The sequence below is a fragment of the Pseudomonas sp. PSE1(2024) genome (assembly GCF_050990555.1).
Lineage (GTDB): Bacteria > Pseudomonadota > Gammaproteobacteria > Pseudomonadales > Pseudomonadaceae > Aquipseudomonas > Aquipseudomonas aphyarum.
The window spans coordinates 4542663-4566877 of record NZ_CP158967.1; the positions used below are offsets into that span (position 1 = coordinate 4542663).

Consider the following 24215-nt stretch of genomic DNA (forward strand, 5'->3'; position numbering starts at 1 on the left):
GAGGCATTATCCAACACCGGACGCGGCAGACCTAGCGCGGAATCAGGCGGGGATCGATTTGAGCGCCGCCGCCTCGGTGAATTCCTTGAGCCAGCGCAACACATCCACGGCGTCCCAACGGCCCGGATCGTACAAGGCGTACAAAAGCCCCTGATATCCGACCACATCCAGTTGCTTGTGATAGCCGGCACGCTGGAACAAGGCCTCGATCTCGGCAAAGCAGGTGTTGAAATGCAGCTTGTTGAAGGGAGTCTTGCCTTCCGTGACCAGACCGTCCAGGCGCAATTCGTGGACGGCCTCGCGCACCACGTCAACCGACATCCCGTTCACGCTGCTTTTCAACTGTTCGACATTGACCACGGTGGCTCCCTCTGACATCCGGCTTGCCCTGACGAATGCCCGGAAACGGCATGGCAGGCCAACCCAATTACTGTATGCGCATACAGTAACCGAATAACCCGAAAAGTGCCAAGCCGTGATTGAGCGAAGGTGACGAGCGCCACCAACGCGAAAGAGAAAGGGCCGTTAACGCAGGAATGCCACCACCTGATCGGCGCTGAACGGCCACCCCAGTTCCGCGCCGGTATCGACCCTTCGCAAGACCGGGATCCGCAGGCTGTAGGCCTCGAACCACGATTCATCGTCAGCAATATCCACCAGTTCCACCAGCAGACCATGCTCGACAAAAGGCATCAGCTCGGCCTCCGCGACTTCACACAAATGGCACCCCAGGGTGCCGAACAACTGGCATTCAGGAAGCATGTGCGCTCAACCCCAAAAATCGAGTGATCATTCTAGGCCTGCCCGCAAAGCCCGTCGACCCACCCACCGGGTTCGATCCCGCGCCTCGTAAAACCCTGATGTAAATCAGCCCACAAAATCGCCATTTACGCGATGCTCCGGTGTTTTTTACCTCTACGCTTGAAGAGCCTGACCTGTTCTGGAGTGCCTCGTGTTTGCCAATCTGCTGATCATTCTGGCGTCGTCCCTGGTGATGATTGCCCTGTTCCGTCGCCTGCGCCTGCCGCCTGTGCTGGGCTACCTGTGCGTGGGCTTGATGGTCGGGCCGAAGGCATTCGACTGGATCAATGAAAGCGAACATCTGCCGGATCTTGCCGAACTGGGCGTGGTGTTTCTGCTGTTTTCCCTGGGGCTGGAGTTTTCCCTGTCGAAAATGATTGCCCTGCGCCAGGTGGTTTTCCGTCTGGGCAGCCAGCAAGTACTGATCACCACATTCCTGCTGGGAGGCGTGCTGATGCTGTTGGGCATGCCCACTACACCGGCCTTGCTGATGGGCGCCGGCCTGTCGCTGTCATCCACGGCGATTGTGACCAAGGAGCTGGGCAGTCTCGGCGAAATCTTCAGCAGCCATGGCCAGAACGCGGTGGGCGTCCTGTTGTTCCAGGACGTGGTGGCCGTGTTGCTGCTGACGTTGGTACCGGTGTTCGCCGGCAGCAGTGATCAGGCCTGGTACTGGGCGTTGCCCCTGACCTTGTTGAAGACCGTATTGCTGTTTTTCGGTTTGTTGCTGGCCAGCCGCTGGCTGCTGCCCCGCCTGTTTCAGGAAGTCGCGGCATCCCGTTCCGCAGAGTTGTTCGTGCTGCTGGCGCTGGTGATCGTGTTGCTGACAGCCTGGCTGACCCACCTGCTGGGTCTTTCTCCGGCCCTCGGCGCGTTCCTCGCGGGCATGCTGCTGGGCGAGAGCCATTACCGGCATCAGATAGAGGCCGATATCCGGCCGTTTCGCGACATTCTGCTGGGACTGTTTTTCGTCAGCATCGGAATGTTGATCGACCTGCAACTGTTCGCCAGCCACAGCCTGCTGATTATCGGCATGACCCTGGGTTTGCTGGTGATCAAAGGCCTGGTGGTGGCGCTATTGGTGAAATGGCGCGGCAGCGACAGTGAAACGGCCTGGCGCAGCGGCCTCGCGCTCGCCCAGGGCGGTGAATTCTGCTTCGCCCTGATGGCGCAGATGCAACAAAGCCGGCTGCTCCCCGCCGAGCTCGGTGCCCTGCTGCTCGCCGCCACCTTCTGCTCGATGCTGCTGACGCCCCTGCTGTTACGCGCCGCACCGCGCATCGCCGCCGCCCTGCACCGCAAGCCCAATCAGGAAGCGCAGATCGAGGAAATCAGCGCCCTCAATGCCGGGTTCGACGGGCATGTGGTGATCTGTGGCTACGGCCGTGTCGGTCAGTCGATCGGGCGCTTCATGCGCAATGCCGGGCAATCCTACGTCGCGCTGGACAACGATCCGGTACGGATTCAGGAAGCCGCTACCGCCGAACGCGACGTCCACTACGGCGATTCAACCCGCGGCGATCTGTTGATCGCTGTCGGTTTGCTGCGCGCCAGACTGCTGGTGATTGCCGTGGATCAAGCCGACGTGGCCTTGCGGGTTCTCAAGGAGGCCAGACGCCTCAACCCGACAGTGCCGATCCTGGTGCGCACCCGGGACGACAGCCAGTCGGCCGAGCTGAAAGCAGCCGGCGCCAGCGAAGTGGTGCCGGAACTGCTGGAGTCGAGCCTGATGCTCGGCTCCCATGCCCTGATCCTGCTGGGGTTTCCTGCGCACCGGGTGCAGGAGAAAGTCGATCAGGTGCGCATCGATCGTTATCGCCTGCTTCACGGCTTTTACCCCGGAGCCGACGATGAGGAGACCTAGTCCTGGCTCACCGCGCCGATCTTGTGCAGCGACAGGTCGGCGCCGTAGTACTCCTGTTCCTGGCTCAGGCGCAGACCATGCAGCGCCTTGATCGAACCGTAGATGGCGAAACCGCCGATCAGCGCCACCGTCACACCGAGGGCGCTGCCGATCAACTGGCTGATCAGGCTGACGCCACCGAGCCCGCCCAACGCGGTCGATCCGAAGATCCCGCAGGCAATGCCACCCCACACGCCACACAGACCGTGCAACGGCCACACACCCAGCACGTCATCGATGCGCCATTTGACCTGCGCCGCCGTGAAGCACCAGACAAACAGGGCGCCGGCAATCGCGCCGGTCACCAGCGCGCCGACCGGATGCATCAGGTCGGAACCGGCACACACAGCCACCAGCCCGGCAAGCGGGCCGTTGTGCAGAAAGCCCGGGTCGTTGCGCCCGACGATCAACGCCGCCACCGTGCCGCCGACCATCGCCATCAGCGAGTTGACCGCCACCAGTCCGCTGACCCCTTGCAGGGTCTGCGCGCTCATCACGTTGAAGCCAAACCAGCCGACGATCAGGATCCACGAACCCAACGCCAGAAAAGGAATGCTCGACGGCGCGAACGCCACCAGCCTGCCATCGCGATAGCGCCCGTTGCGCGGCCCGAGCAGCAACACCGCCGCCAGCGCCAGCCAGCCGCCCATGGCATGCACTACCACCGAACCGGCAAAATCATGGAAAGGGGCACCGAACTGCGCGGTCAGCCAGGCTTGCAGACCGTAGTTGCCGTTCCAGATCATGCCTTCGAAAAACGGGTAGATGAACGCCACGATCAGCGCCGTGGCGCACAGTTGCGGCACAAACCGCGCGCGCTCGGCGATGCCGCCAGAGATGATCGCCGGAATCGCCGCCGCAAAGGTCAGCAGGAAGAAAAACTTCACCAGCCCATAACCATGATCGGCACTGAGCACCGCCGCTGGTTGCAGGAAGGTCACCCCGTACGAAAGCCAGTAGCCTATAAAGAAATAGGCCAGGGTCGACACCGCAAAGTCGCTGAGAATCTTCGACAGCGCATTGACCTGGTTTTTCTGGCGAACCGTTCCGACCTCCAGAAACGCGAACCCGGCGTGCATGGCCAGCACCATGACCGCACCGATCAGAATAAACAATGTGTTGGAACTGTGAACCAGCGTGTCCACAGCGCTTTGCAGATTTTCCATGAGGAGGCAGACCCAAGGCTGAAAAAAGGCACCAAAGCGGTTCATGCGCACATTTCATGCACCAAGTTGCGACTGTGCGGTCACTGATCCGGTGGTCCGGTGAACCGCTTTGGCGCACAAGGTCGATGGGCTGACATGAACCCTCATCATCCGGGCGTTGCTTTGCCCGGTTTCGCGCCCGGCAACAGCGCACTGCCACCGATCGACGCACCACGACACAGCAAAAGTTGTACCAGCCATTTGCACTGAACCTTCACACTTGGCTCATACTCGAACGCTTCAGAACACCGCTTCAGAACGCCACTTACGGAGATCCCCCATGGCCAGCATCAAGGCAAAGACTGCTCAAGAAATCCTGATGAACGACTTCCAGACTCTGGTCAGCGACACTGAACGCTTGCTGGAACACACCGCCACGCTGGCCGGTGATCAGGCTGACGATCTGCGCGAACAGATCCACGAAAGCCTGCTGCGCGCACGGGAAACCCTGAAGCTGACCGAGGACACCCTGCGCGAGCGCGGTCAGGCTGCGGTCACCGCCACCGAAGAATATGTGTCGGCCAATCCGTGGCAATCGGTGGGCATCGCCGCCGGCGTCGGCTTCCTGATCGGCCTGCTGGCCACGCGGCGCTGATCATGTCGATCGGTGAATCCGGCCCGGACTCGGGCACCGCCTCCTCCACGCGTCGTCTGGGTGCTGCCGTTCTCGGTCTGCTGCACAGCCACGTCGAACTGTTCGGCATCGAACTGCAGGAACAGAAATCACGCACCGTCAGCCTGTTGCTGTTCGCCGGCCTGGCGCTGGTGTTTGCGCTGCTGCTGCTGGTCGGCCTGTCGACCCTCGTACTGATCGTGTTCTGGGACACCTATCGCCTGGCCGCAATCATTGGGCTGTGCGTGTTTTACACCCTGGCGGCAATCTTTTGCGCGCTGCGTCTCAAGGCCGCGATCTTCGATGAATCCTCGCCCTTCCACGGCACGCTGGAAGAACTGGCCAATGACCGGGAGCGCCTGCTGCCATGAGCCTGCCTGAACTTCCGCACAACAGCTCTCGCCGTGAAATGCGCAAGGCACTGATCCGTCTGCGCATGGAAATGCATCGTCAGGAAATCCGCCACGAAACCGGCCAGGTCCTGCAACCTCTGCAGCGCATGCGTGGCATGACGCAAAACCTGCAGGGCGGGTTCGGCATCAAGCACGCGCCGTTGTGGGGCGTGGCGGCCGTGACGCTGCTGGGTTTCATCACGGGAAAAGGGGCCAAGAGCGGAGGTGTCGGCGGCTTGACCCGACTGATCCGCCTGGGCACCAGCCTCGCTCCGCTGATCAAACTGGTCATGCAGAGTTCGAGCAAGCGCTGATCCCTCGCATCTGGCTGCATTCTTGCAATACCGGCGGGATTGAATCTCTTATCCGGAGGTTCAATCCCGCTTGCCTATCCGGCCGGCAGAATTCGACCAGAACAAGAACGACAAGGAGGCCCCGTGATCGACGGGCAACCGCTCGCCTGCTTTCAACCTTTCATCGATACCGCCACCGGACGCATTGCAGGGGTCGAGGCACTGGGTCGTCTGCGCCAGGCCGATGGCCAACTGGCGTCGGTCGGACCGCTGTTCGCCGACCCGCGCACCCCGGCCATCGCGCTGCGCCGAATGGACCGGCAGATTCGCGACAACGCGCTAAGTCGACTGCACGAGGCACCGCCGGACTGGTTTCTCAGCCTGAACATGTCACCGCGCTGGATCAGTCGATTGCGTGCCGACCAGGCGCTGCCGAGCCTGAAACAGCTCGCCCGGCATGGCATCGACCCGCAAAGGATAGTTTTCGAAATCACCGAGCTTGGCGGTAACAGCCAGCGCCTGACCGAAGTCGTAGCGCGCTATCGCGATGCCGGCGCACGGATCGCCATCGACGATTTCGGCGCTGGTTATTCCCAGCTCGATCGCGTGCTGGCGCTGCAACCGGACATTCTCAAACTCGACATGCGCCTGTTCCAGGCCGCCGCACTTGGCGGACCGAGCAGTGACGTGGTCAAGGCCCTCGCGCAAATGGCCGAAAAGACTGGCTGCTGGATCATTGCCGAAGGCGTGGAAACCGCGGCGCAACTGAATTTCGCGCTGGAGTGCGGATCGCGTTACGTGCAGGGTTTTCTGTTCGCCCGCGCGCAGGAGGCGCTTTTTGGTACGGATGACTTCGTTGAACGCTTCGCCGAGCTGCGCCAGTCCTATGTGCGCCAGAAGCTGGCCGAACGCAGCAAACTGATGTTCATGCGCCAGCAGCTGAGCGAACTCATGACCATCCTGCAAACCTGGGCCCAGGCCCGCGCTCCACTCAGCGCTCTGCCACAGCTCGACGCCTTTCCCTGGCTGCTGCGCTTTTATCAGTGCGACCGTCACGGCACCCAGCTGACGCCAAACCTGGAATGGCGACAAAGCGGCTGGGTGGCCGACAACCGCTACCTGGGCCACAACTGGTCATGGCGCCCGTACTTCTATCACCTGCTGGCCGAAGGCTGGGAAGAACGACGCCTGACCCTTTCCAACACCTATCGCGACGCCACCAGCAACCAGTATTGCCTGACCGCCGGACAGTTTTTCGATAACGGCGAGCGCCTGCTGCTGATCGACATCGATGCGGCGGGCTTGTAGTTGCGCTTGCAGATGCCAGCCTGAACCGGGAAGCTAGGGAATCAGTCACCAGACGGAGAGAATCAGCCTTGGATTGGCATACCCTGCTCAACCGCGAACGTCTCGGCAAACCGTTGCACAGCCCGCAGGAACTTGGCCGCAGCCCGTTCCATAAAGACCATGACCGCATCATCTTCTCCGGCGCCTTCCGCCGCCTGGGGCGCAAGACCCAGGTGCATCCGGTGTCGAGCAACGACCACATTCACACGCGCCTGACCCACTCGCTGGAAGTCAGTTGCGTCGGCCGTTCGCTGGGGATGCGCGTGGGCGAAACCCTGCGCCGCGCCTTGCCCGAATGGTGCGAGCCGAGCGATCTGGGCATGGTGGTGCAGTCGGCCTGCCTGGCGCACGACATCGGCAACCCGCCATTCGGCCACTCCGGCGAAGATGCGATCCGTCACTGGTTCCAGCAGGCTGCCGGACGCGGCTGGCTGGATGCGATGAGTGATGCGGAACGCGGTGACTTCCTGAACTTCGAAGGCAATGCGCAGGGCTTCCGGGTCCTCACGCAACTGGAGTATCACCAGTTCGACGGCGGCACCCGGCTGACCTACGCCACCCTCGGCACTTACCTGAAGTACCCGTGGACCGCGCGTCACGCCGACTCCCTCGGTTACAAAAAGCACAAGTTCGGTTGTTACCAGAGCGAACTGCCGTTGCTCGAACAGATCGCCCACAAGCTGGGTCTGCCGCAGCTGGAAGAGCAACGCTGGGCGCGCCATCCGCTGGTGTATCTGATGGAGGCGGCGGACGACATCTGCTACGCCTTGATCGATCTGGAAGATGGCCTGGAAATGGAGCTGCTGGATTACGCCGAAGTCGAGTCGCTGCTGCTCGGTCTGGTCGGCGATGACCTGCCGGAAACCTATCGCCAGCTCGGCCCGCAGGATTCGCGCCGGCGCAAACTGGCAATCCTGCGCGGCAAGGCCATCGAGCACCTGACCAACGCTGCGGCCCGCGCCTTCGTCGAACAACAGGATGCGCTGCTGGCCGGTACGCTGCCGGGGGATCTGGTGGAGCATATGCACGGTCCCGCCAAACGCTGCGTCCTAAACGCCAAGGACATCGCCCGCAAGAAAATCTTCCAGGACAAGCGCAAGACCCTGCACGAAATCGGCGCCTACACGACCCTGGAGATTTTGCTCAACGCCTTCTGCGGTGCGGCCCTGGAACAGCACAACGGCCGCACGCCGTCGTTCAAGAGCCGCCGGATTCTCGATCTGCTGGGCAACAATGCGCCGGATCCGCACGGCCCCTTGCACGCGTCGTTCCTGCGCATGATCGACTTCATCGCCGGCATGACCGACAGCTACGCCAGCGACATGGCGCTGGAAATGGCCGGACGTTCCAGTCATTGACGCCTGCCGCCCGACCGATCTGCAATGGATCGGTCGGGTCTGGTGCAGTAGCGGCGAAAAGACAAAGTCTTCCTTTTTTATAGTTTCAAGAAGACAGAAACAAACAACGAATAATAGCTTCAGCCTTGACCGCACAAACTTTTCCTGCGCATCTGCCAAATTAATCAAGTACAACGCTTGAACATCTCACGCCTCTACCTACGTCAAACCTAGTTAACACGTAGTCTGATTCCTCTTTATTTGTAGGACTTCTCCTTGATTGCCGCTGACGCACTGTCAGTTCATGCGTGCGTTCATTCATCTGAGCTAAGGTTCGCCCTTTATTTGCGCTCGTATGGGATTTGATTATGAACTCCGTTTTTATTGTCGACGATCACCCGGTCATCCGCCTCGCCGTTCGAATGCTGTTGGAGCATGAAGGTTATAAAGTCGTCGGAGAAACCGATAATGGTGTCGATGCCATGCAAATGGTTCGCGAATGCATGCCCGACCTGATCATCCTCGACATCAGCATTCCCAAGCTCGACGGCCTGGAGGTCCTGGCCCGCTTCAACTCCATGAGTTCGCCGTTCAAGACGCTGGTGCTGACCGCACAATGCCCGACCCTGTTCGGCATCCGCTGCATGCAGTCAGGTGCGTCGGGGTATGTGTGTAAACAGGAAGACCTGAGTGAACTGGTCAGTGCAATCAAAGCTGTGCTGTCCGGTTACAACTACTTTCCCAGCCAGGCTTTGAATCCTGTTCGTCACGATGATGTGCGCTATGTAGAACTTGAACTTTTCAAATCCGTCAATGACCGGGAACTGATGGTCCTGCAACTGTTTGCCCAAGGGCGCACCAACAAGGAAATTGCCAAAGGCATGTTTCTCAGCAATAAAACCGTCAGCACTTATAAAAAACGCCTGATGCAAAAACTGAAAGCCAAGTCCCTTGTAGAACTTATCGAAATGGCCAAACGTAACGCACTCGTGTGAGAGCCAACATGCCCCGTCGCTTAAAGAATTTTCTGATTGCATTGAGTGCATGCCTGAGTCTCAGCGCGCCTGTCACAGTTGCATCGCCTGGTTTTCAGGACTTTGCCCTGCTCGCGCGCTCGACCGATCGATCGCTACCGGTCTTGTTCGAGCCATCACAAGCGGCGTGGCTGCACACTCGCAAAGAGTTGATTCTGGGAGCCTCAGCTCCCGACTATCCGCCCTTCGACATGACCACCAGCGGTCACGACTTCGAGGGGTTCACGGCGGATTACGCCGGACTGATTGGCCAGGCGACCGGACTGCCGGTCAAGGTCAGGCGCTTCGCCTCGCGAGAAGCCGCGATCCGGGCATTGATCGACGGCAGCATCGACATCCTGGGTACGTCCAACGGTTTCGAAGCGGAGAACCCTGACATCGTGTTGTCACGACCCTATGCAGTCGACCAGCCGGTGCTGGTGACCCGCGAAGGCGAAACCCGCTCGCTGACCGAAGGCCTGGCCGGTCTGCGGCTGAGCATGCTCTATCACTACCTGCCGCTGGATGAGGTCAAGGCGATGTATCCCAAAGCCCTCATCACGTCCTATCCGTCCTACCAGAACGCAATCAACGCGGTCGCATTCGATCAGGCGGACGTATTTCTCGGCGACACCATCTCCACCCACTACATGATCAGCAAGGGTTACCTGAACAACATTCGCATGGCCAATTTCGGCAAGCACGAGGCCCACGGTTTCAGCTTCGCCGTGCATCGCAACAACGCGCAACTGACCGGCATCATCGACACCGTGCTCAAGGCTGTCCCGGGCAGCGAGCGCGAAAACATCGCCAAACGCTGGAGCGTCGGCAGCGACACACTGCTCACCGACCAGAAGCTGCAACTGACCCGACGCGAAGAACAATGGCTGAAAAAGCATCCGGTCGTAAGTGTTGTCGTCAACGAGGCCTTCGCTCCGCTGACGTTCTTCGACAGTGAAGGCAACTTTCGCGGCATCAGTGCCGACCTGCTCGAACTCATTCGCCTGCGCACCGGCCTGCGTTTCGAGATACGCCGCAGCCGCAGCGATGCCGAGATGATCAAGCAGATTGAAAATCACCAGGCCGACCTGATCGCCGCCCTGCTGCCCACCACTCAACGCGAAGAAACCCTGACCTTCAGCCGTCCTTACCTGGAAAACTCCTACGTGCTGTTGACCCGAAAAGCGGCCGACAGCCCGACGCACCTGGGCCAGCTCAAACGCAAGCGGCTGGCGATTGCCCAGGGCAATCCGATGATCGAATACCTGCGCACCGAATTTCCGCGTATTCAGCTGATCGAAACGCCGGACACCTTCAGCGCCGTGGCACTGCTCGACGAAGGTCAGGTCGAGGGCGCCGTGAACTCGCTGGTCATCGCCAACTACTTCATCACTTCCCGCATCTTCGAACAGCCACTGCAGATCACCACCACCATCGGCACCCGTCAGGCGGCTTTCTCGCTGGCAACCGCCCGGGACAACACGGAGCTGGGCTCGATCATCGACAAGACGCTGATGAGCATCACCCCCGAAGAACTGGGCATCATCAACGGGCGCTGGCGGGGATACTCGAGCGTTTCACAAGGCACCTGGCGCCAATACCAGCGTTTTTTCTATCAAGTGATCGGCGGCGCCTGCCTGCTGTTGCTGCTGTCGCTGTTGTGGAATGCCTACATGCGCCGCCAGATCAGACAACGCAAGGCGGCCGAACGGGCCTTGAATGACCAGCTGGAATTCATGGGCTCACTGGTCAACGGCACACCCCACCCCATCTACGTGCGTGACCGCCAGGGCGTCCTGCAAAGTTGCAATGACAGCTATCTCCAGGCGTTCAATGCCCGGCGCGAAGAGGTCATTGGCAAAAGCGTGATGCAGGGTGCATTGAACAATGCTTTCGAGGCCCTGACGTATCAGGCCGACTATCAGCGGGTAGTGGCCGAGGGTAAACCGCTGGTGCTCGACCGGCCCTTGCAGATCGGCAACCGGCACCTGACGATCTATCACTGGATCCTGCCGTACCGGGACTCCAGCGGTGAAGTCCAGGGAATCATCGGCGGCTGGATCGACATCAGTGAGCGCCGCGAACTGCTCGACGAACTTCGCGCAGCCAAGGAACGGGCAGACGATGCCAACCGGGCCAAGAGTACGTTTCTGGCGACCATGAGCCACGAGATCCGCACCCCGATGAACGCCGTGATCGGCATGCTCGAGTTGACGCTCAAGCGCATGGATCAGGCTCATCCGGATCGCTCGGGCATCGAAACGGCCTACCACTCCGCCAAGGACTTGCTGGGCCTTATCGGCGACATCCTGGACATTGCGCGCATCGAATCCGGGCGGCTGAGCCTGAACCCCGAACGAATCAACCTGATCGATACCGTCGGCTCGGTGGTCAGAATCTTCGAAGGTCTCGCCCGGCAAAAACAGCTCTCACTGACCGTGTCCGTCTCTCCCCCTGAACTGAATGTCGATGTACACCTCGACCCGCTGCGCTTCAAGCAGGTGCTGTCGAACCTGATCAGCAATGCCATCAAGTTCACCGAAGCAGGACACATCAGAATCACGCTGGACGTTCTACCCACGGACGACCCCGAACGCTCGGTGATGCAATTGACCGTACAGGACAGCGGCATCGGGATCACGACGCAGGATCAGTCGCGCCTGTTCGAACCCTTCGCCCAGGCCGGCAACGGCGGGCAGCGAACCGTCGGTGGTGCGGGACTGGGGCTGGTCATCAGCCGCAACCTGTGCGAGATGATGGGTGGAAAACTGCGGTTGAGCAGCCTCCCCGGAATCGGCACTCAGGTCACTGTTTCTCTGCCGGTGGCGATCCTGCCTGCGCAAGTGGCGAGAGCTGAAGAGGAACCACAGATTCAGGCCCCCCTCATTCCGTTGACGGTTCTGGTGGTCGATGACCACCCGGCCAACCGGCTGCTGATGTGCCAACAGCTTGAATACCTCGGCCATCGTTTCTGTATCGCCGAAGATGGTTTGCGCGGGCTGGAACAATGGAAAAATGGCGAATTCGATCTGGTCATCGCCGATTGCAACATGCCCGTCATGAACGGTTACGAGCTGACCCGGGCGATTCGTCAGCACGAAAAAATCACCCGTCGTCCGGCCTGCACGGTGCTGGGGTTCACCGCCAATGCCCAGCCGGAGGAGATCCTGCGCTGCAAACAGGCCGGCATGAACGAGTGTCTGTTCAAACCCCTGAGCCTGAACAGCCTGAGCCAATGGGTCGACAGTATTCAGCCGCTGTTCCGTGCGCCGGTGTTCAATCTGCAAGGGCTCACGCTGCTGACCGGTGGCAACCCGTCCCAGACTCACCGCTTGCTGGCAGAACTGCTCAACAGCAGTCGTCTTGACCGGCAGGAATTGCAGGCCCTGTCCCTCACCCGGGATCCTCCCGCGCTGGCCGTCATCGCCCACAAGATCAAGGGCGCCGCGCGCATTGCCCAAGCCTCGCGCCTGATCGACAGCTGCGATGCGCTTGAGCTGGCGTGCCTGCAAGCACAGCCGGGGGATGAGATCGAGCGTCGCTGCCAGGCCAGCCGTCTCGCCATCCTGGAACTGGAGCAGGCACTGGAACAGCAACTGAACCGGATCAGCGAGAGCAAAGTGACCGGGGCTTAACTATGCTTGGACGCTGAGCAGTGTGCTTACCTACACGGAGAGTCCGCAATGCCCAGCCCACTGCGCCCGGAACAACGCCGGTTTCCGCTGCATGTGCACATCAGCGTCATGTTCACCTTTCTGCTGTTGCTCACCGGGGTGGTGCTGGGTCTGTTCAACTATCGACAGACCACACAGATCATCCTGTCGAGCAGCGAAAAACTGTTCAACCGCATCGAGCAGGATGTGCGCCTTGATCTGCAGGCCACTTATGCACCGATCCGGCACCTGCTAAGCCTGCTGGCGGACACCCCCGCCGCCCGCTCTTCCGGCCTCGAACAGCGTCTGGCGCTGCTAAAGCCGTTCAGCCAGTCCCTGACGGACAACCCGGATCTGGCCTCGCTGTACCTGGGTTATGGCAACGGCGATTTTTTCATGGTTCGTCCTTTGCGCACGCCGGCGCTGAAAACCCTGCTCAAGGCACCGGACGCCGCGGCGTTTCAGGTCTGGAGCATCGAACACGACGCCAGCGGTCAGGCGCATTCGCAGTCGCTGTTCTTCGACCAGGCACTGTCTCCGGTCGGCCGGCAGGACAACCCCGACGATCCTTATGATCCTCGCAGCCGCGCCTGGTACATCAACGCGCGGCAACAGACCGAACAGATCACCACCGAACCCTACGTCTTTTTCTCCACCCACAACGTCGGCACGACGCTGGCCCGACGCAGCGGTGATGACGCGGTGATCGGCGCCGACCTGACTCTCGACGCACTCTCCGCAACCCTGATCAAACATGTGGTAACACCGGCCACGGAAATCGTCCTGTTCGACGCCGAAGGCAACGCCGTGGCCTACCCCGACAGCAGCCGGCTGATCGTCGATGACCGTACGGCGCGTCTGGCCAAGGCTGCCGACTTGAGCCCCGCCCTTGGCGCCTTGTTGTCCGGCCATCAGAGCAATCGGCTCAAGGCCGATGGCCGACTATGGATCGTCGCCCGCAGCCAGTTGCAGGAAGGCGGGCCGAAAGGTTTGCAGATGGCGTTGCTGGTGCCGGAGGACGAGTTGCTGGTCGACGCCTATCGCATGCGCTGGCAAGGCGCGCTGATCACCTTGGCCACCCTGCTGTTGTGCCTGCCGCTCGGGTGGCTGATCTCGCGGATTCTGGTCAAGCCGCTGCATGCGCTGGTCAAGGAGGCCGATGCGATTCGCAGTTTCGATTTCAATTTTCCCGTGACCCGTCGATCACCGGTGCTGGAGGTCGACCAGTTGAGTCTGTCGATGGCCCGCATGAAGGACACCTTGGCCAGTTTCTTCCGGATCACCGACAGCCTGACCGCCGAAACCCGCTTCGCCCCGTTGCTGCAACGAGTCCTGTTCGAGACCGTGCAGATCGCCCAGGCCCAGGCGGGCCTGATTTATCTTCGCGAAAATGATGGCAACCGGATGGAGCCCTACGGACTGGTGGTGGATGGCGCGTCACAAGCCCTGGCCGCGTTCGATATTCAGGGGCGCAATCTTGACGCTACTCAGGGCCCCGAATGGTTTCGGGAACTGGCGAACGCCAACACCGTCGTGAGCAATCTGGGTTTCGAACAGGCCACCGACTTGCAGAAAGTGCTGCTGGCCATGGAGTCGCCAAGGGTGCACCTGATCGGTATCCGTTTGCATAACCGACACAACGAGACCGTCGGCCTGCTGGTACTGCTGATCAATGACAGCGGCACGGCGAGTGATCTGGAAAAGCTGCGGCCCGACCGCATTGCCTTCCTGCAAGCGGTGTCCGGGGCAGCGGCGGTGAGTATCGAAAGCCAGCGCCTGCAAGCCCGGCAGAAGCAACTGCTGGATGCGTTCATTCAACTGCTGGCCGGCGCCATCGATGCCAAGAGTCCTTATACCGGCGGGCATTGCCAGCGCGTGCCGGAGCTGACCCTGATGCTCGCCCATGCCGCCGCAGCCAGTGAGGCGCCGGCCTTCAGCGATTACCAGCCGAACGAAGACGAATGGGAGGCCCTGCACATCGCCGCCTGGCTGCACGATTGCGGCAAGGTCACGACCCCGGAATACGTGGTCGACAAAGCCACCAAACTGGAAACCCTGAACGATCGCCTGCACGAAATCCGCACCCGCTTCGAAGTGCTCAAGCGCGATGCCTGGGTCAGCTACTGGCAAGCCCTGGCCATGGGCGGCGAAGAACGGCAACTGGCCGAGCTGCGCGACGCAACCCTGACAGCACTGGATGATGATTTTGCATTCGTCGCCCACTGTAATCTGGGCAGTGAAGCGATGGCCGAGGCCGACCTGCAACGCCTGCAAGGCATCGCGAAACGCCCATGGACGCGCACGCTGGATGATCGGCTGGGCCTGTCATGGGAAGAGAACCGGCGTCAGTCACGCACCCCGGCACCGACCTTGCCGGTCACCGAACCGTTGCTGGCAGACAAGCCCGAACATCTGCTGGAACGCGCCGAAGGCGAGTTGATTCCCGAGGACAATCCGTGGGGCTTCAAGCTCGACGTGCCACCGTACAAATACAATCGCGGCGAGCTGTACAACCTGAGCATTCCCCGGGGAACCCTGACCCGCGAGGAACGCTACATCATCAACCACCACATGGTGCAGACGATCCTGATGCTCAGCCACCTGCCCTTCCCCGGGCATCTGAACAGCGTCGCGGAAATCGCCGGCGGGCATCACGAAAAGATGGATGGCACCGGTTATCCCAAGCGCCTGAAGCGCGAAGACATGAGCCTGCCGGCGCGCATGATGGCGATTGCCGATATTTTCGAAGCCCTGACCGCTGCCGATCGCCCGTACAAAAAAGCCAAGTCCCTCAGTGAAGCGCTGGGGATCATGGCCACCATGTGCCGCGAAGCGCACATCGATGCCGAGCTGTTCGGGCTGTTCATCCGCGATGGCGTGTATTTGCAGTACGCCACGCGCTTTCTCGATCCACGGCAGATCGATGCCGTGGACCCGGCGGCCGTGCTGCTCAAGGCAGGCCTGGCGGCGTGATCAGCAGTCGGTCAGACGCAGGAAGATCGCCGCCAGTTGTTCGATCCCGGCCTGATCGTCGGCACCGAAACGCGCGAGCTTCGGGCTGTCGAGGTCGAGCACGCCGATCAGGCGACCGTCCTTGACCAACGGCACGACCAGTTCGCTGTTCGACGCGCTGTCGCAGGCGATGTGACCGGGGAACGCATGAACGTCTTCGACCCGTTGCGTCTGCAGGCTGGCAGCCGCCGCGCCGCACACACCGCGACCGAACGGAATGCGCACACAGGCGATCTGGCCCTGGAACGGGCCGAGCACCAGCTCTTCGTTGCGATTGAGGTAGAAACCGGCCCAGTTCAGGTCATCGAGCTGGTTGAACAGGAACGCCGAAAACTGCGCGGCGTTGGCGATGAAATCGCGCTCGTCCGCCAGCAGCGATTCCAGTTGCGCGGCCAACATGCCATAGCCTTCGAGGCCTTGGCCGCTCTGTTGCAAATCAATCATGCCTTGTGCTCCAACAATTTCAGTCCCACCCAGTAACGGGCGAATTGGTACGCGCAACGTCCGTTGCGGTTGCCACGGCCGGTTGCCCAGCGCACGGCGAGAATGTCCAGTTGTTCGTCGCGCTCCCAGCTCAGGCCGGCCTTGGCGGCCAACTGGCCGATCCAGTGTTCGACGACGTTTAGGAAATGTTCCTGGGTAAACGGATAGAACGACAGCCACAGGCCGAAGCGATCCGACAGCGCGATCTTGTCTTCAACCGCCTCGCTCGGATGCAGCTCACCATCGACGCGCTTCCAGTTTTCGTTGTCGCTTTCCTTTTCCGGCACCAGATGGCGACGGTTGGAAGTGGCGTACAGCAACACGTTGTCCGGCGCCTGTTCGAGCGAGCCGTCCAGCACGCTTTTCAGCACGCGGTAGTCGCCTTCGCCGGACTCGAACGACAGGTCATCGCAGAACAGCACAAAGCGCTGCGGCAGCTTGGCGATCTGCTCCACCACCCGTGGCAGGTCCGCCAGGTGATCGCGCTCGATTTCGATCAGGCGCAAACCGGCCTTGGCATGCTCTGCCAGCAGCGCACGCACCAGCGACGATTTACCGGTACCGCGCGAACCCCACAGCAGCGCGTGGTTGGCCGGCATGCCGTCGAGAAATTGCTGAGTGTTGCGGCCCAGTTGCTCCAGCTGGCGGTCGACGCCGATCAGGTCCGACAGGCGCATGTCGAGACTGACTTCCAGCGGCAGCAGATAACCGCTGCGACCGTCACGCTGCCAGCGTGCGGCGAGGCAGGTACCCCAGTCGATGACCGGGCGTGGAGCCGGCAGCAGTGGTTCGATCCGCGCCAGAACCGACTCGGCGCGTTCAAGAAAAGCATTCAATCGGGAATCCACGTCTTCTCCTCGGGCTCGTTCACAGTGATGATGGCGATGCAGCGATGACAGACAGCGTTCGAAACCTGTCCCGGGCCTTGTTACAAGGCGCTTCGGGAACCCCGGAATCCGTGCATGATCGACTATGCTTGAGCAGCGAAGGGAAACGGAAGTGGTTCAACACCCCATGGATATCAAATTCACCCACCGGCTGTCGTACAAACAGGCCCGGCTTACCGTGCTGGTCGGGTTCATTCTGGGCACGCTGCTCAGCCTGCTGCAAATCGGCATCGATTATGCCAGTGAAGACGCGTCCATCAACCGTGAAATCCTGTCTTTGCTGGAAATCAGCCATAACCCGGCCTCGCGCATCGCCTACAACATCGATGCCGAACTGGCGCAGGAACTGACCCTGGGCCTGCTGCGCTCTCCGGCGATCATTTCCGCACAACTGACCGACAACAACCAGACGGTGCTGGCCAACGTCAAACGCCCGGAGCTGCAAAGCGGCTACCGCATGATCAGCGACTTCCTGTTCGGCGCCAAACGCCAGTTCGAAGACCGCCTCTACCTCGATCACTTGCCCAACGAATCCCTCGGCACCCTGCGCCTGGAAGTCGACACCTACGCGTTCGGCAGCCGCTTCCTGCGCCGCGCGGAAGTCACGCTGCTCAACGGTTTCGCCCGCAGCCTGATTCTCACCGGGATCCTGCTCGCGCTGTTCTACGTGATGCTGACCAAACCGCTGGTGCGGGTGATTCGCGAACTCAGCGGCCGCGACCCGCGCAGCGCCGAGCCGACCACCCTGGAATGTCCGGGGGGGCACGCCAACGACGAGATCGGCGTGCTGGTCAAAGTTGCCAACCAGCAGTTCGAAAACATCGCCACGGAAATCCAGCAGCGGCGCAATGCGGAAAACCGCCTCACCGACTACCTCGCGCAACTCGAAGACATCGTGTCCGCGCGTACCGCCGAGCTCAAGGCGATCAACGCGCGGCTCAGCCAGTCCAACCAGGAACTCGAAGTGGCCCGCAGCACGGCACTGGACATGGCCGAAGCGCGTTCGGCCTTTCTCGCCAACATGAGCCACGAGATCCGCACCCCGCTCAACGGCCTGCTCGGGATGATCGCCCTGTCGCTCGACGGCCCGCTCAACGCCGAACAGCAGCAACAACTGTCGATCGCCCACGACTCGGGCAAAGTGCTGGTAGAGCTGCTCAACGATATTCTCGACCTGTCGAAATTCGATGCCGGGCAACTGGAACTCGAACACATTCCGTTCGATCTCGGCTCGCTGATCGAAGACACCGCCAACCTGCTGTCGCAGAACGCAGCGCCGAGCGTTGAACTGACTTGCCTGATCGATCCGTACTTCCCGGCGCTGGTACTCGGCGATCCGACCCGGGTCAGGCAGATCGTCAGCAACCTTCTGTCCAATGCGCTGAAATTCACCCGTTTCGGTCGGGTCGATGTGCGCTTGTCCACCTGGAAGGACGGCGTCCGGATCGAAGTCTGCGACACCGGCATCGGTATCGCCCAGGAAGCGCAGGTGAAGATATTCCAGCCGTTCACCCAGGCGGGTGCCGGCATCACCCGCCAATACGGCGGCACCGGGCTCGGGCTGGCATTGACCTACAACCTTTGCGAAGCGATGCAGGGGCGCCTGACCATCAGCTCCGAAGTGGGTTTCGGCAGTCAGTTCTGCGCCGAACTGCCACTGCCCTGCCACACCCGCGCGGTGATTCCGCCACCGTTGCACGGCAAGGTGCTGGCGATCACCAACGCGGTCAGCGGGCTGGCGGAGCTGCTGGAAAGTCTGCTGCCGGTCTGGGGACTGACCTACGAGCAGCGAACCCTCGACGACCCGCTGCTCGGTCTATCCCCCGACGTCATCATCACCGACTGCCCGGAATGCCTTTTCGGCCTGCGCCCGGCGATGACGGCACCGATTCTGCTGGTGACCGCTTATGGCAGCTTCATGCCGGGTGAAGAAGCCACCGCCCTCGCCCCGTTGCAGCAGCAGGCCCGACCGCTGGCTCGCAACGCGCTGTATCAGAATCTGCGCCGGACACTGTTGCCGGACCTCACCACCATCGACCGCGCACGCCTCGAAAACGTGCCGTCGCAGCGGCGCGGTCGGGTGCTGTTGGTGGAGGACAACCCGGTCAACCAGTTGGTGGCCAAGGGCATGCTGGGCAAACTCGGCTGCGACGTTGTAGTCGCCGCCCATGGCGTGGAAGCGCTGGATCAGCTGGAACACGACGAATTCGATCTGGTGCTGATGGACTGCAATATGCCGGTGATGGACGGCTACGAAGCCAGCCGCCAGATCCGCCAAAGCGGACGCTGGCCGCATCTGCCGATCGTCGCCCTGACCGCCAACGCCATGTCCGAGGAACGCGAACGTTGCCGGGCGGCGGGCATGAGCGACTACCTGGCCAAGCCGTTCCGCCGTGAAGAGCTGGCGGCGCTGCTGGACCAGTGGATTCCGACTACGACAGTGCTTTGATCTGCCCCAGCAGGTGATCGAGACCGTCGCGCAAGTCATTGAGCCGGTCCAGATCCACCCCGCTGTCGCACAACAGCCGCGCCTTCAACGGCCCGACCTGTTCACGCAGCGTCTGCCCTTGCGGCGTTAGGCTCAGATGAACCTCACGCTCGTCACGGGCCGAGCGCTGACGCTGGACCAGTTGCAGTTGCTCCAGACGCTTGAGCAACGGCGTCAGCGTGCCGGAATCCAGTGCCAGACGCTCACCCAGCGCCTTGACCGTCGGTTGCTCCGGCGCGGTTTGCTGCCATTCCCACAACACCAGCATCGCCAGGTATTGCGGGTAGGTCAGGCCAAGCTGATCGAGCATCGGTTTGTAGGCACGGATCACCGCCCGCGATGCGGCATACAACTTGAAGCACAGCTGACTGTCGAGCTTCAGCGAATCGGCGGACAGGCTGTTCATTTGAGCAGGGCTTCGATCTCGCGGCTCAGATCCTGCGGCTTGGTGGCCGGGGCGAAGCGCTTGACCAACTGGCCGTCCTTGCCGATCAGGAACTTGGTGAAATTCCACTTGATGCCCTGAGAGCCCAGCACGCCTGGCGCGCGTTTCTTCAACTGCACGAACAGTGGATGCGCGCCGTTACCATTGACTTCGATCTTCTTGAACAGCGGGAAGCTGACACCGTAGTTCAGCTCGCAGAACTCGCTGATGGCGCCCTCGTTGCCCGGCTCCTGCTTGCCGAACTGATTGCACGGGAAGCCCAGCACCACCAGGCCCTGATCCTTGTAGGTCTGCCACAGTTCCTCAAGGCCTTTGTACTGCGGCGTGAAACCGCATTTGCTGGCGGTGTTGACCACCAGCACTGCCTTGCCGGCGAAATCGGCGAGGGTCTTCTGCTCGCCTTTGATGGTGGTGCACGGAATGTTCAGCAGGTTATCGCTCATGGTGCGCACTCTTGAAAAATGGGTAGACGGCAAAAATAGCGAGCAATTGAATTGTGTGCAATTTAATTATTCGAAAGGCGACCCATGGATCGCCCGTATCGGTTACTCGCGCGGCACCAGGTCCAGGCACACCGAGTTGATGCAGTAACGCAGGCCGGTCGGCGGCGGACCGTCAGGGAATACGTGGCCCAGGTGCGCATCGCACTTGGCGCATTTCACTTCGGTGCGGATCATGCCGTGGCTGGTGTCACGGATTTCGGTCATGGCGCTCTCGCCGATCGGCGCGTAGAAGCTTGGCCAGCCGCAACCGGAATCGAATTTGGTCTTGGAATCAAACAATGGCTCGTTGCAGCAGACGCAGTGATAGACACCGTCAGTCTTGGTGGCGTTGTATTTACCGGAGAACGGTCGCTCGGTAGCACTGAGACGGCACACGTTGTATTGCTCGGGGTCGAGCATCGCCCGCCATTCTTCCAGGGTCTTTTCAATCTTTTCCATCATCACACCTCAGCGGCTGAAAAAGCCCGATCTGTACCTTTTCCACGGATCGGGCGGCACGTATGATTGCGCCTCGTCACACGCCAGTCTGGCAGCGGGTTCCTGCGCATTCAAACGGATTGTTGGAAACCGCCGCTCGAGACACTTGCCTGTGTGAAGACGCAGGATTCCCAGCACGGTTGTCCACCCGCCGCCTGGATCGTTCATTTTCGGGATCACATCGCCATGCAGTTCAGCAAATCGAACAAGCTCGCCAACGTCTGCTACGACATTCGCGGCCCGGTGCTCAAGCACGCCAAACGCCTGGAAGAGGAGGGCCATCGCATCCTCAAGCTGAACATCGGCAACCCGGCGCCCTTTGGTTTCGAAGCGCCGGACGAAATTCTCCAGGATGTGATCCGCAACCTGCCGACCGCCCAGGGCTACAGCGATTCCAAAGGCCTGTTCAGCGCGCGCAAGGCGGTGATGCAGTACTACCAGCAAAAGCAGGTCGAAGGTGTCGGCATCGAAGACATCTACCTGGGCAACGGCGTGTCCGAGCTGATCGTGATGTCGCTGCAGGCACTGCTCAACAACGGCGACGAAGTGCTGGTGCCGGCGCCGGACTACCCGCTGTGGACCGCTGCCGTGAGCCTGGCCGGCGGTAACGCGGTGCATTACCTGTGCGATGAGGGCGCCGACTGGTTCCCGGACCTGGCCGACATCAAGGCCAAGATCACCCCGAACACCAAGGCGATGGTGATCATCAACCCGAACAACCCGACCGGCGCGGTGTATTCGAAGGAAGTGCTGCTCGGCATGCTGGAACTGGCCCGTCAGCACAACCTGGTGGTGTTCTCCGACGAGATCTACGACAAGATCCTCTACGACGACGCCGTGCACATCTGCACCGCTTCGCTGGCCCCGGATCTGCTGTGCCTGACCTTCAACGGTCTGTCCAAATCGTATCGCGTGGCCGGTTTCCGTTCCGGCTGGATCGCCATTTCCGGGCCGAAACACAACGCCCACAGCTACATCGAAGGCATCGACATGCTGGCCAACATGCGCCTGTGCGCAAACGTGCCGAGCCAGCATGCGATTCAGACCGCTCTGGGTGGCTATCAGAGCATCAATGATCTGGTGCTGCCGCAAGGTCGCCTACTGGAACAACGCAACCGTACCTGGGAATTGCTCAACGACATTCCCGGCGTGAGCTGCGTGAAGCCGATGGGCGCGCTGTACGCGTTCCCGAAGATCGACCCGAAAGTCTGCCCGATCCACAACGACGAGAAGTTCGTGCTCGACCTGCTGCTCTCCGAGAAGCTGCTGGTGGTGCAAGGCACGGCGTTCAACTGGCCGTGGCCTGACCACTTCCGCGTGGTCACCCTGCCGCGGGTCGATGACCTGGACATGGCCATCGGTCGCATCGGCAACTTCCTCAAGTCCTACCGCCAGTAACCGGCGCTCAGTGCGCAACGGCCCGAACGTTGCGCACTGTCTGATTCAGCAACACTTCTGCTCCGCCCCTCCTCCAGCACCTTCTACACTTTCGACTCATACGAATCATGTGTGCCTGACGCAATGAGACCGGGTGCCGCGTGCCTGTCATCCATAGCGGATCCGGCGGTGGGAAATGTCCCATGCCCGACGAATCCGGTGTAGGACACAGTTTGAAATAGTCACTCGGTTGAATCGCCAGGTGCCGCACCTTATATACCCCGCAGTACGCTACATCTTTAGCTTGAGGAGATTTCTACAACCATGATGCGCATCCTGCTGTTTTTGGCCACTAACCTGGCGGTCGTGCTGATAGCCAGCATCACCCTGAGCCTTTTCGGCTTCAACGGGTTCATGGCGGCCAACGGGGTTGATCTCAACCTCAGTCAGCTGCTGGTCTTCTGTGCAGTCTTTGGTTTCGCCGGCTCCCTGTTCTCGCTGTTCATCTCCAAGTGGATGGCGAAGATGAGCACCAGCACCCAGATCATCACCCAGCCACGCACCCGCCACGAACAATGGCTGCTGCAAACCGTCGAGCAACTGTCCCGGGAAGCCGGGATCAAGATGCCTGAAGTCGGGATTTTCCCGGCCTACGAAGCCAACGCCTTCGCTACCGGCTGGAACAAGAACGACGCACTGGTCGCGGTCAGCCAGGGCTTGCTCGAACGTTTCAAGGAAGATGAAGTGCGGGCCGTGCTGGCCCACGAGATCGGTCACGTGGCCAACGGCGACATGGTCACCCTGGCGCTGATCCAGGGCGTGGTGAACACCTTCGTGATGTTCTTTGCACGAATCATCGGCAACTTCGTCGACAAGGTGATCTTCAAGAACGAAGAAGGCCAGGGCATGGCCTACTACATCGCGACCATCTTCGCCGAGCTGGTGCTGGGTATTCTGGCCAGCGCGATCGTGATGTGGTTCTCGCGTAAACGTGAGTTCCGTGCTGACGATGCCGGTGCACGCCTGGCCGGTACGGGCGCGATGATCAACGCATTGCAACGTCTGCGCGCCGAACAGGGCCTGCCGGTGCACATGCCTGACACCCTGAACGCCTTCGGCATCAACGGTGGCATCAAACAAGGGTTCGCCCGCATGTTCATGAGCCACCCGCCGCTGGAAGAGCGTATCGACGCCCTGCGTCGTCGCGGTTGATCAAACCGGCGCACCAACCAAAAGGCCCGCAGTGATGCGGGCCTTTTTTTTGCCTGTCGATTACTGTCCGGAAATCCGGTAAACCCGTTCCTCCAGCCGCGTAACGCCGGCCTGCACGAACTTCCAGCTGTCACCGAGTACATCCTGCTCTTCCAGCATCTCGACGCGCCAGGTACTGCCCAGCAAACGCTGCACTTCGGCATCGTCTACGGAAAATGGCGGCCCGGGCATCTGCGACTGGTCATAATCCAGCGTCACCAACAGCCCTCGGCATATCGGCAAAAGTCCCTGCAAGTGCGCCGCATAACGCTCGCGCATCGCTGGCGGCAAGGCAATCACTGCCGCCCGGTCATACAGCGCGGTGCAACCGGCCACATCAGCCGCCGTCAGCGAAAAGAAATCCCCGCACCACAACTCGATCGCGCCAGCGCGATAAACCTTGAAGTCGCCCTGCTCGATCACCTGCGGCTGCAATTGCTGCTCAAGAAAGAAGTCTTCCACAGCCTTCTCCGACAGCTCGACACCAAGCACCTGATGACCACGACCAGCAAGCCACAACAGATCCAGGCTTTTCCCACACAACGGCACCAGCACACGCGCTTGCGCCGGGATGGCCAGATCGGGCCAGTGCCGCTGCAAATACGGGTTCACCTCAGGCTGGTGAAAGCCGATCTGGTTCGATTCCCACTTCTTGTGCCAAAACTCCGGCTGCATGCATCCTCCTAAGAATTCGATCAAAAGGCGTTAAAACTTATATTGGAATTAGATCAATGA

The 24215-nt window shown here is 60.8% G+C and carries 21 protein-coding genes; 12 read left to right on the forward strand and 9 right to left on the reverse strand.

Annotated features, from left to right (window positions below; all coding sequences use genetic code 11):
- Positions 1-42: 42 nt before the first annotated feature.
- Both ABTV87_RS20555 and ABTV87_RS20560 read right to left on the reverse strand, forming a co-directional pair.
- The gene (locus ABTV87_RS20555) at positions 43-360 is read right to left on the reverse strand and encodes a hypothetical protein (RefSeq protein WP_007955735.1); all 318 of its coding nucleotides are present in this window, start codon (positions 358-360) and stop codon (positions 43-45) included.
- A gap of 165 nt (positions 361-525) precedes the next feature.
- On the reverse strand, positions 526-762 hold the full coding sequence (locus ABTV87_RS20560; RefSeq protein ID WP_007955734.1) for a glutaredoxin family protein: 237 nt from the start codon (positions 760-762) through the stop codon (positions 526-528).
- Positions 763-952: 190 nt separating this feature from the next.
- Here ABTV87_RS20560 and ABTV87_RS20565 point away from each other — a divergent pair, with 190 nt between their 5' ends.
- On the forward strand, positions 953-2665 hold the full coding sequence (locus ABTV87_RS20565) for a cation:proton antiporter (RefSeq protein ID WP_221535311.1): 1713 nt from the start codon (positions 953-955) through the stop codon (positions 2663-2665).
- Here ABTV87_RS20565 and ABTV87_RS20570 read toward each other — a convergent pair.
- On the reverse strand, positions 2662-3870 hold the full coding sequence (locus tag ABTV87_RS20570) for an ammonium transporter (RefSeq protein ID WP_085607466.1): 1209 nt from the start codon (positions 3868-3870) through the stop codon (positions 2662-2664). The two genes, ABTV87_RS20565 and ABTV87_RS20570, sit on opposite strands and share 4 nt — an antisense overlap.
- Before the next feature lie 319 nt (positions 3871-4189).
- Between ABTV87_RS20570 and ABTV87_RS20575 the strand changes: the two genes are divergently transcribed.
- The 8 genes from ABTV87_RS20575 to ABTV87_RS20610 all read left to right on the forward strand — a co-directional run bounded on the left by ABTV87_RS20575 (position 4190) and on the right by ABTV87_RS20610 (position 15530).
- Positions 4190-4504, forward strand: coding sequence for a DUF883 family protein (locus ABTV87_RS20575; protein WP_221535309.1), 315 nt, complete (start codon positions 4190-4192; stop codon positions 4502-4504).
- Between the two features lie 2 nt (positions 4505-4506).
- Positions 4507-4893 (forward strand): phage holin family protein, encoded by a 387-nt coding sequence (locus tag ABTV87_RS20580; protein ID WP_127799159.1) that lies wholly within the window; start codon positions 4507-4509, stop codon positions 4891-4893.
- Entirely contained in the window at positions 4890-5228 is a 339-nt protein-coding gene (locus ABTV87_RS20585) for a hypothetical protein (protein ID WP_064598290.1), read from the forward strand. Before ABTV87_RS20580 ends, ABTV87_RS20585 begins: the two co-directional genes overlap by 4 nt.
- Positions 5229-5351: 123 nt before the next feature.
- The gene (locus ABTV87_RS20590) at positions 5352-6515 is read left to right on the forward strand and encodes an EAL domain-containing protein (protein ID WP_207983551.1); all 1164 of its coding nucleotides are present in this window, start codon (positions 5352-5354) and stop codon (positions 6513-6515) included.
- 68 nt (positions 6516-6583) lie between these two features.
- The gene (locus ABTV87_RS20595) at positions 6584-7912 is read left to right on the forward strand and encodes a deoxyguanosinetriphosphate triphosphohydrolase (RefSeq protein WP_433898274.1); all 1329 of its coding nucleotides are present in this window, start codon (positions 6584-6586) and stop codon (positions 7910-7912) included.
- A 347-nt stretch (positions 7913-8259) separates the two neighbouring features.
- A complete protein-coding gene (locus tag ABTV87_RS20600; protein WP_007955724.1) occupies positions 8260-8886 on the forward strand; it encodes a response regulator transcription factor in 627 nt (208 codons plus the stop codon).
- A gap of 8 nt (positions 8887-8894) precedes the next feature.
- On the forward strand, positions 8895-12539 hold the full coding sequence (locus tag ABTV87_RS20605) for a transporter substrate-binding domain-containing protein (RefSeq protein WP_433898275.1): 3645 nt from the start codon (positions 8895-8897) through the stop codon (positions 12537-12539).
- A 48-nt stretch (positions 12540-12587) separates the two neighbouring features.
- Positions 12588-15530, forward strand: a complete 2943-nt coding sequence (locus ABTV87_RS20610) for an HD domain-containing phosphohydrolase (RefSeq protein ID WP_433898276.1) — start codon at positions 12588-12590, stop codon at positions 15528-15530.
- Here ABTV87_RS20610 and ABTV87_RS20615 read toward each other — a convergent pair whose 3' ends face one another.
- Together ABTV87_RS20615 and ABTV87_RS20620 are read right to left on the reverse strand one after the other, a co-directional pair.
- Positions 15531-16013 carry a GAF domain-containing protein gene (locus ABTV87_RS20615; protein ID WP_011335287.1) on the reverse strand — a complete coding sequence of 161 codons (483 nt, stop codon included), beginning with the start codon at positions 16011-16013 and terminating at the stop codon, positions 15531-15533.
- On the reverse strand, positions 16010-16900 hold the full coding sequence (locus ABTV87_RS20620) for an ATP-binding protein (protein WP_007955716.1): 891 nt from the start codon (positions 16898-16900) through the stop codon (positions 16010-16012). The genes ABTV87_RS20615 and ABTV87_RS20620 overlap by 4 nt, the downstream gene beginning before the upstream one ends.
- A gap of 124 nt (positions 16901-17024) precedes the next feature.
- Here ABTV87_RS20620 and ABTV87_RS20625 point away from each other — a divergent pair, with 124 nt between their 5' ends.
- Positions 17025-19388, forward strand: coding sequence for a hybrid sensor histidine kinase/response regulator (locus tag ABTV87_RS20625; RefSeq protein ID WP_371915869.1), 2364 nt, complete (start codon positions 17025-17027; stop codon positions 19386-19388).
- Here ABTV87_RS20625 and ABTV87_RS20630 read toward each other — a convergent pair.
- The 3 genes from ABTV87_RS20630 to msrB all read right to left on the reverse strand — a co-directional run bounded on the left by ABTV87_RS20630 (position 19372) and on the right by msrB (position 20813).
- Positions 19372-19833 (reverse strand): MarR family winged helix-turn-helix transcriptional regulator, encoded by a 462-nt coding sequence (locus tag ABTV87_RS20630; RefSeq protein ID WP_085607136.1) that lies wholly within the window; start codon positions 19831-19833, stop codon positions 19372-19374. The genes ABTV87_RS20625 and ABTV87_RS20630 overlap by 17 nt on opposite strands.
- Entirely contained in the window at positions 19830-20315 is a 486-nt protein-coding gene (locus ABTV87_RS20635) for a glutathione peroxidase (RefSeq protein ID WP_085607138.1), read from the reverse strand. The genes ABTV87_RS20630 and ABTV87_RS20635 overlap by 4 nt, the downstream gene beginning before the upstream one ends.
- 102 nt (positions 20316-20417) lie before the next feature.
- Positions 20418-20813, reverse strand: coding sequence for a peptide-methionine (R)-S-oxide reductase MsrB (gene msrB / locus ABTV87_RS20640; protein ID WP_064383288.1), 396 nt, complete (start codon positions 20811-20813; stop codon positions 20418-20420).
- A gap of 225 nt (positions 20814-21038) precedes the next feature.
- Between msrB and ABTV87_RS20645 the strand changes: the two genes are divergently transcribed.
- Positions 21039-22250, forward strand: a complete 1212-nt coding sequence (locus tag ABTV87_RS20645) for a pyridoxal phosphate-dependent aminotransferase (protein ID WP_007955711.1) — start codon at positions 21039-21041, stop codon at positions 22248-22250.
- A 303-nt stretch (positions 22251-22553) separates the two neighbouring features.
- A complete protein-coding gene (gene htpX / locus ABTV87_RS20650; protein WP_007955710.1) occupies positions 22554-23441 on the forward strand; it encodes a protease HtpX in 888 nt (295 codons plus the stop codon).
- A gap of 60 nt (positions 23442-23501) precedes the next feature.
- Here the strand turns inward: htpX and ABTV87_RS20655 are convergent, their stop codons facing one another.
- Positions 23502-24155 carry a thiopurine S-methyltransferase gene (locus tag ABTV87_RS20655; RefSeq protein ID WP_433898277.1) on the reverse strand — a complete coding sequence of 218 codons (654 nt, stop codon included), beginning with the start codon at positions 24153-24155 and terminating at the stop codon, positions 23502-23504.
- Between the last annotated feature and the right edge of the window lie 60 nt (positions 24156-24215).

Excerpts from the sequence above, each read along its gene's own strand:
- ABTV87_RS20560 (WP_007955734.1), bottom strand. The coding sequence starts at position 762 with ATGCTTCCTGAATGCCAGTTGTTCGGCACCCTGGGGTGCCATTTGTGT.
- ABTV87_RS20570 (WP_085607466.1), bottom strand. The coding sequence starts at position 3,870 with ATGGAAAATCTGCAAAGCGCTGTGGACACGCTGGTTCACAGTTCCAAC.
- ABTV87_RS20575 (WP_221535309.1), top strand. The coding sequence starts at position 4,190 with ATGGCCAGCATCAAGGCAAAGACTGCTCAAGAAATCCTGATGAACGAC.
- ABTV87_RS20580 (WP_127799159.1), top strand. The coding sequence starts at position 4,507 with ATGTCGATCGGTGAATCCGGCCCGGACTCGGGCACCGCCTCCTCCACG.
- ABTV87_RS20585 (WP_064598290.1), top strand. The coding sequence starts at position 4,890 with ATGAGCCTGCCTGAACTTCCGCACAACAGCTCTCGCCGTGAAATGCGC.
- ABTV87_RS20600 (WP_007955724.1), top strand. The coding sequence starts at position 8,260 with ATGAACTCCGTTTTTATTGTCGACGATCACCCGGTCATCCGCCTCGCC.
- ABTV87_RS20605 (WP_433898275.1), top strand. The coding sequence starts at position 8,895 with ATGCCCCGTCGCTTAAAGAATTTTCTGATTGCATTGAGTGCATGCCTG.
- ABTV87_RS20610 (WP_433898276.1), top strand. The coding sequence starts at position 12,588 with ATGCCCAGCCCACTGCGCCCGGAACAACGCCGGTTTCCGCTGCATGTG.
- ABTV87_RS20615 (WP_011335287.1), bottom strand. The coding sequence starts at position 16,013 with ATGATTGATTTGCAACAGAGCGGCCAAGGCCTCGAAGGCTATGGCATG.
- ABTV87_RS20625 (WP_371915869.1), top strand. The coding sequence starts at position 17,025 with ATGCTTGAGCAGCGAAGGGAAACGGAAGTGGTTCAACACCCCATGGAT.
- ABTV87_RS20630 (WP_085607136.1), bottom strand. The coding sequence starts at position 19,833 with ATGAACAGCCTGTCCGCCGATTCGCTGAAGCTCGACAGTCAGCTGTGC.
- ABTV87_RS20635 (WP_085607138.1), bottom strand. The coding sequence starts at position 20,315 with ATGAGCGATAACCTGCTGAACATTCCGTGCACCACCATCAAAGGCGAG.
- msrB (WP_064383288.1), bottom strand. The coding sequence starts at position 20,813 with ATGGAAAAGATTGAAAAGACCCTGGAAGAATGGCGGGCGATGCTCGAC.
- ABTV87_RS20645 (WP_007955711.1), top strand. The coding sequence starts at position 21,039 with ATGCAGTTCAGCAAATCGAACAAGCTCGCCAACGTCTGCTACGACATT.
- htpX (WP_007955710.1), top strand. The coding sequence starts at position 22,554 with ATGATGCGCATCCTGCTGTTTTTGGCCACTAACCTGGCGGTCGTGCTG.
- ABTV87_RS20655 (WP_433898277.1), bottom strand. The coding sequence starts at position 24,155 with ATGCAGCCGGAGTTTTGGCACAAGAAGTGGGAATCGAACCAGATCGGC.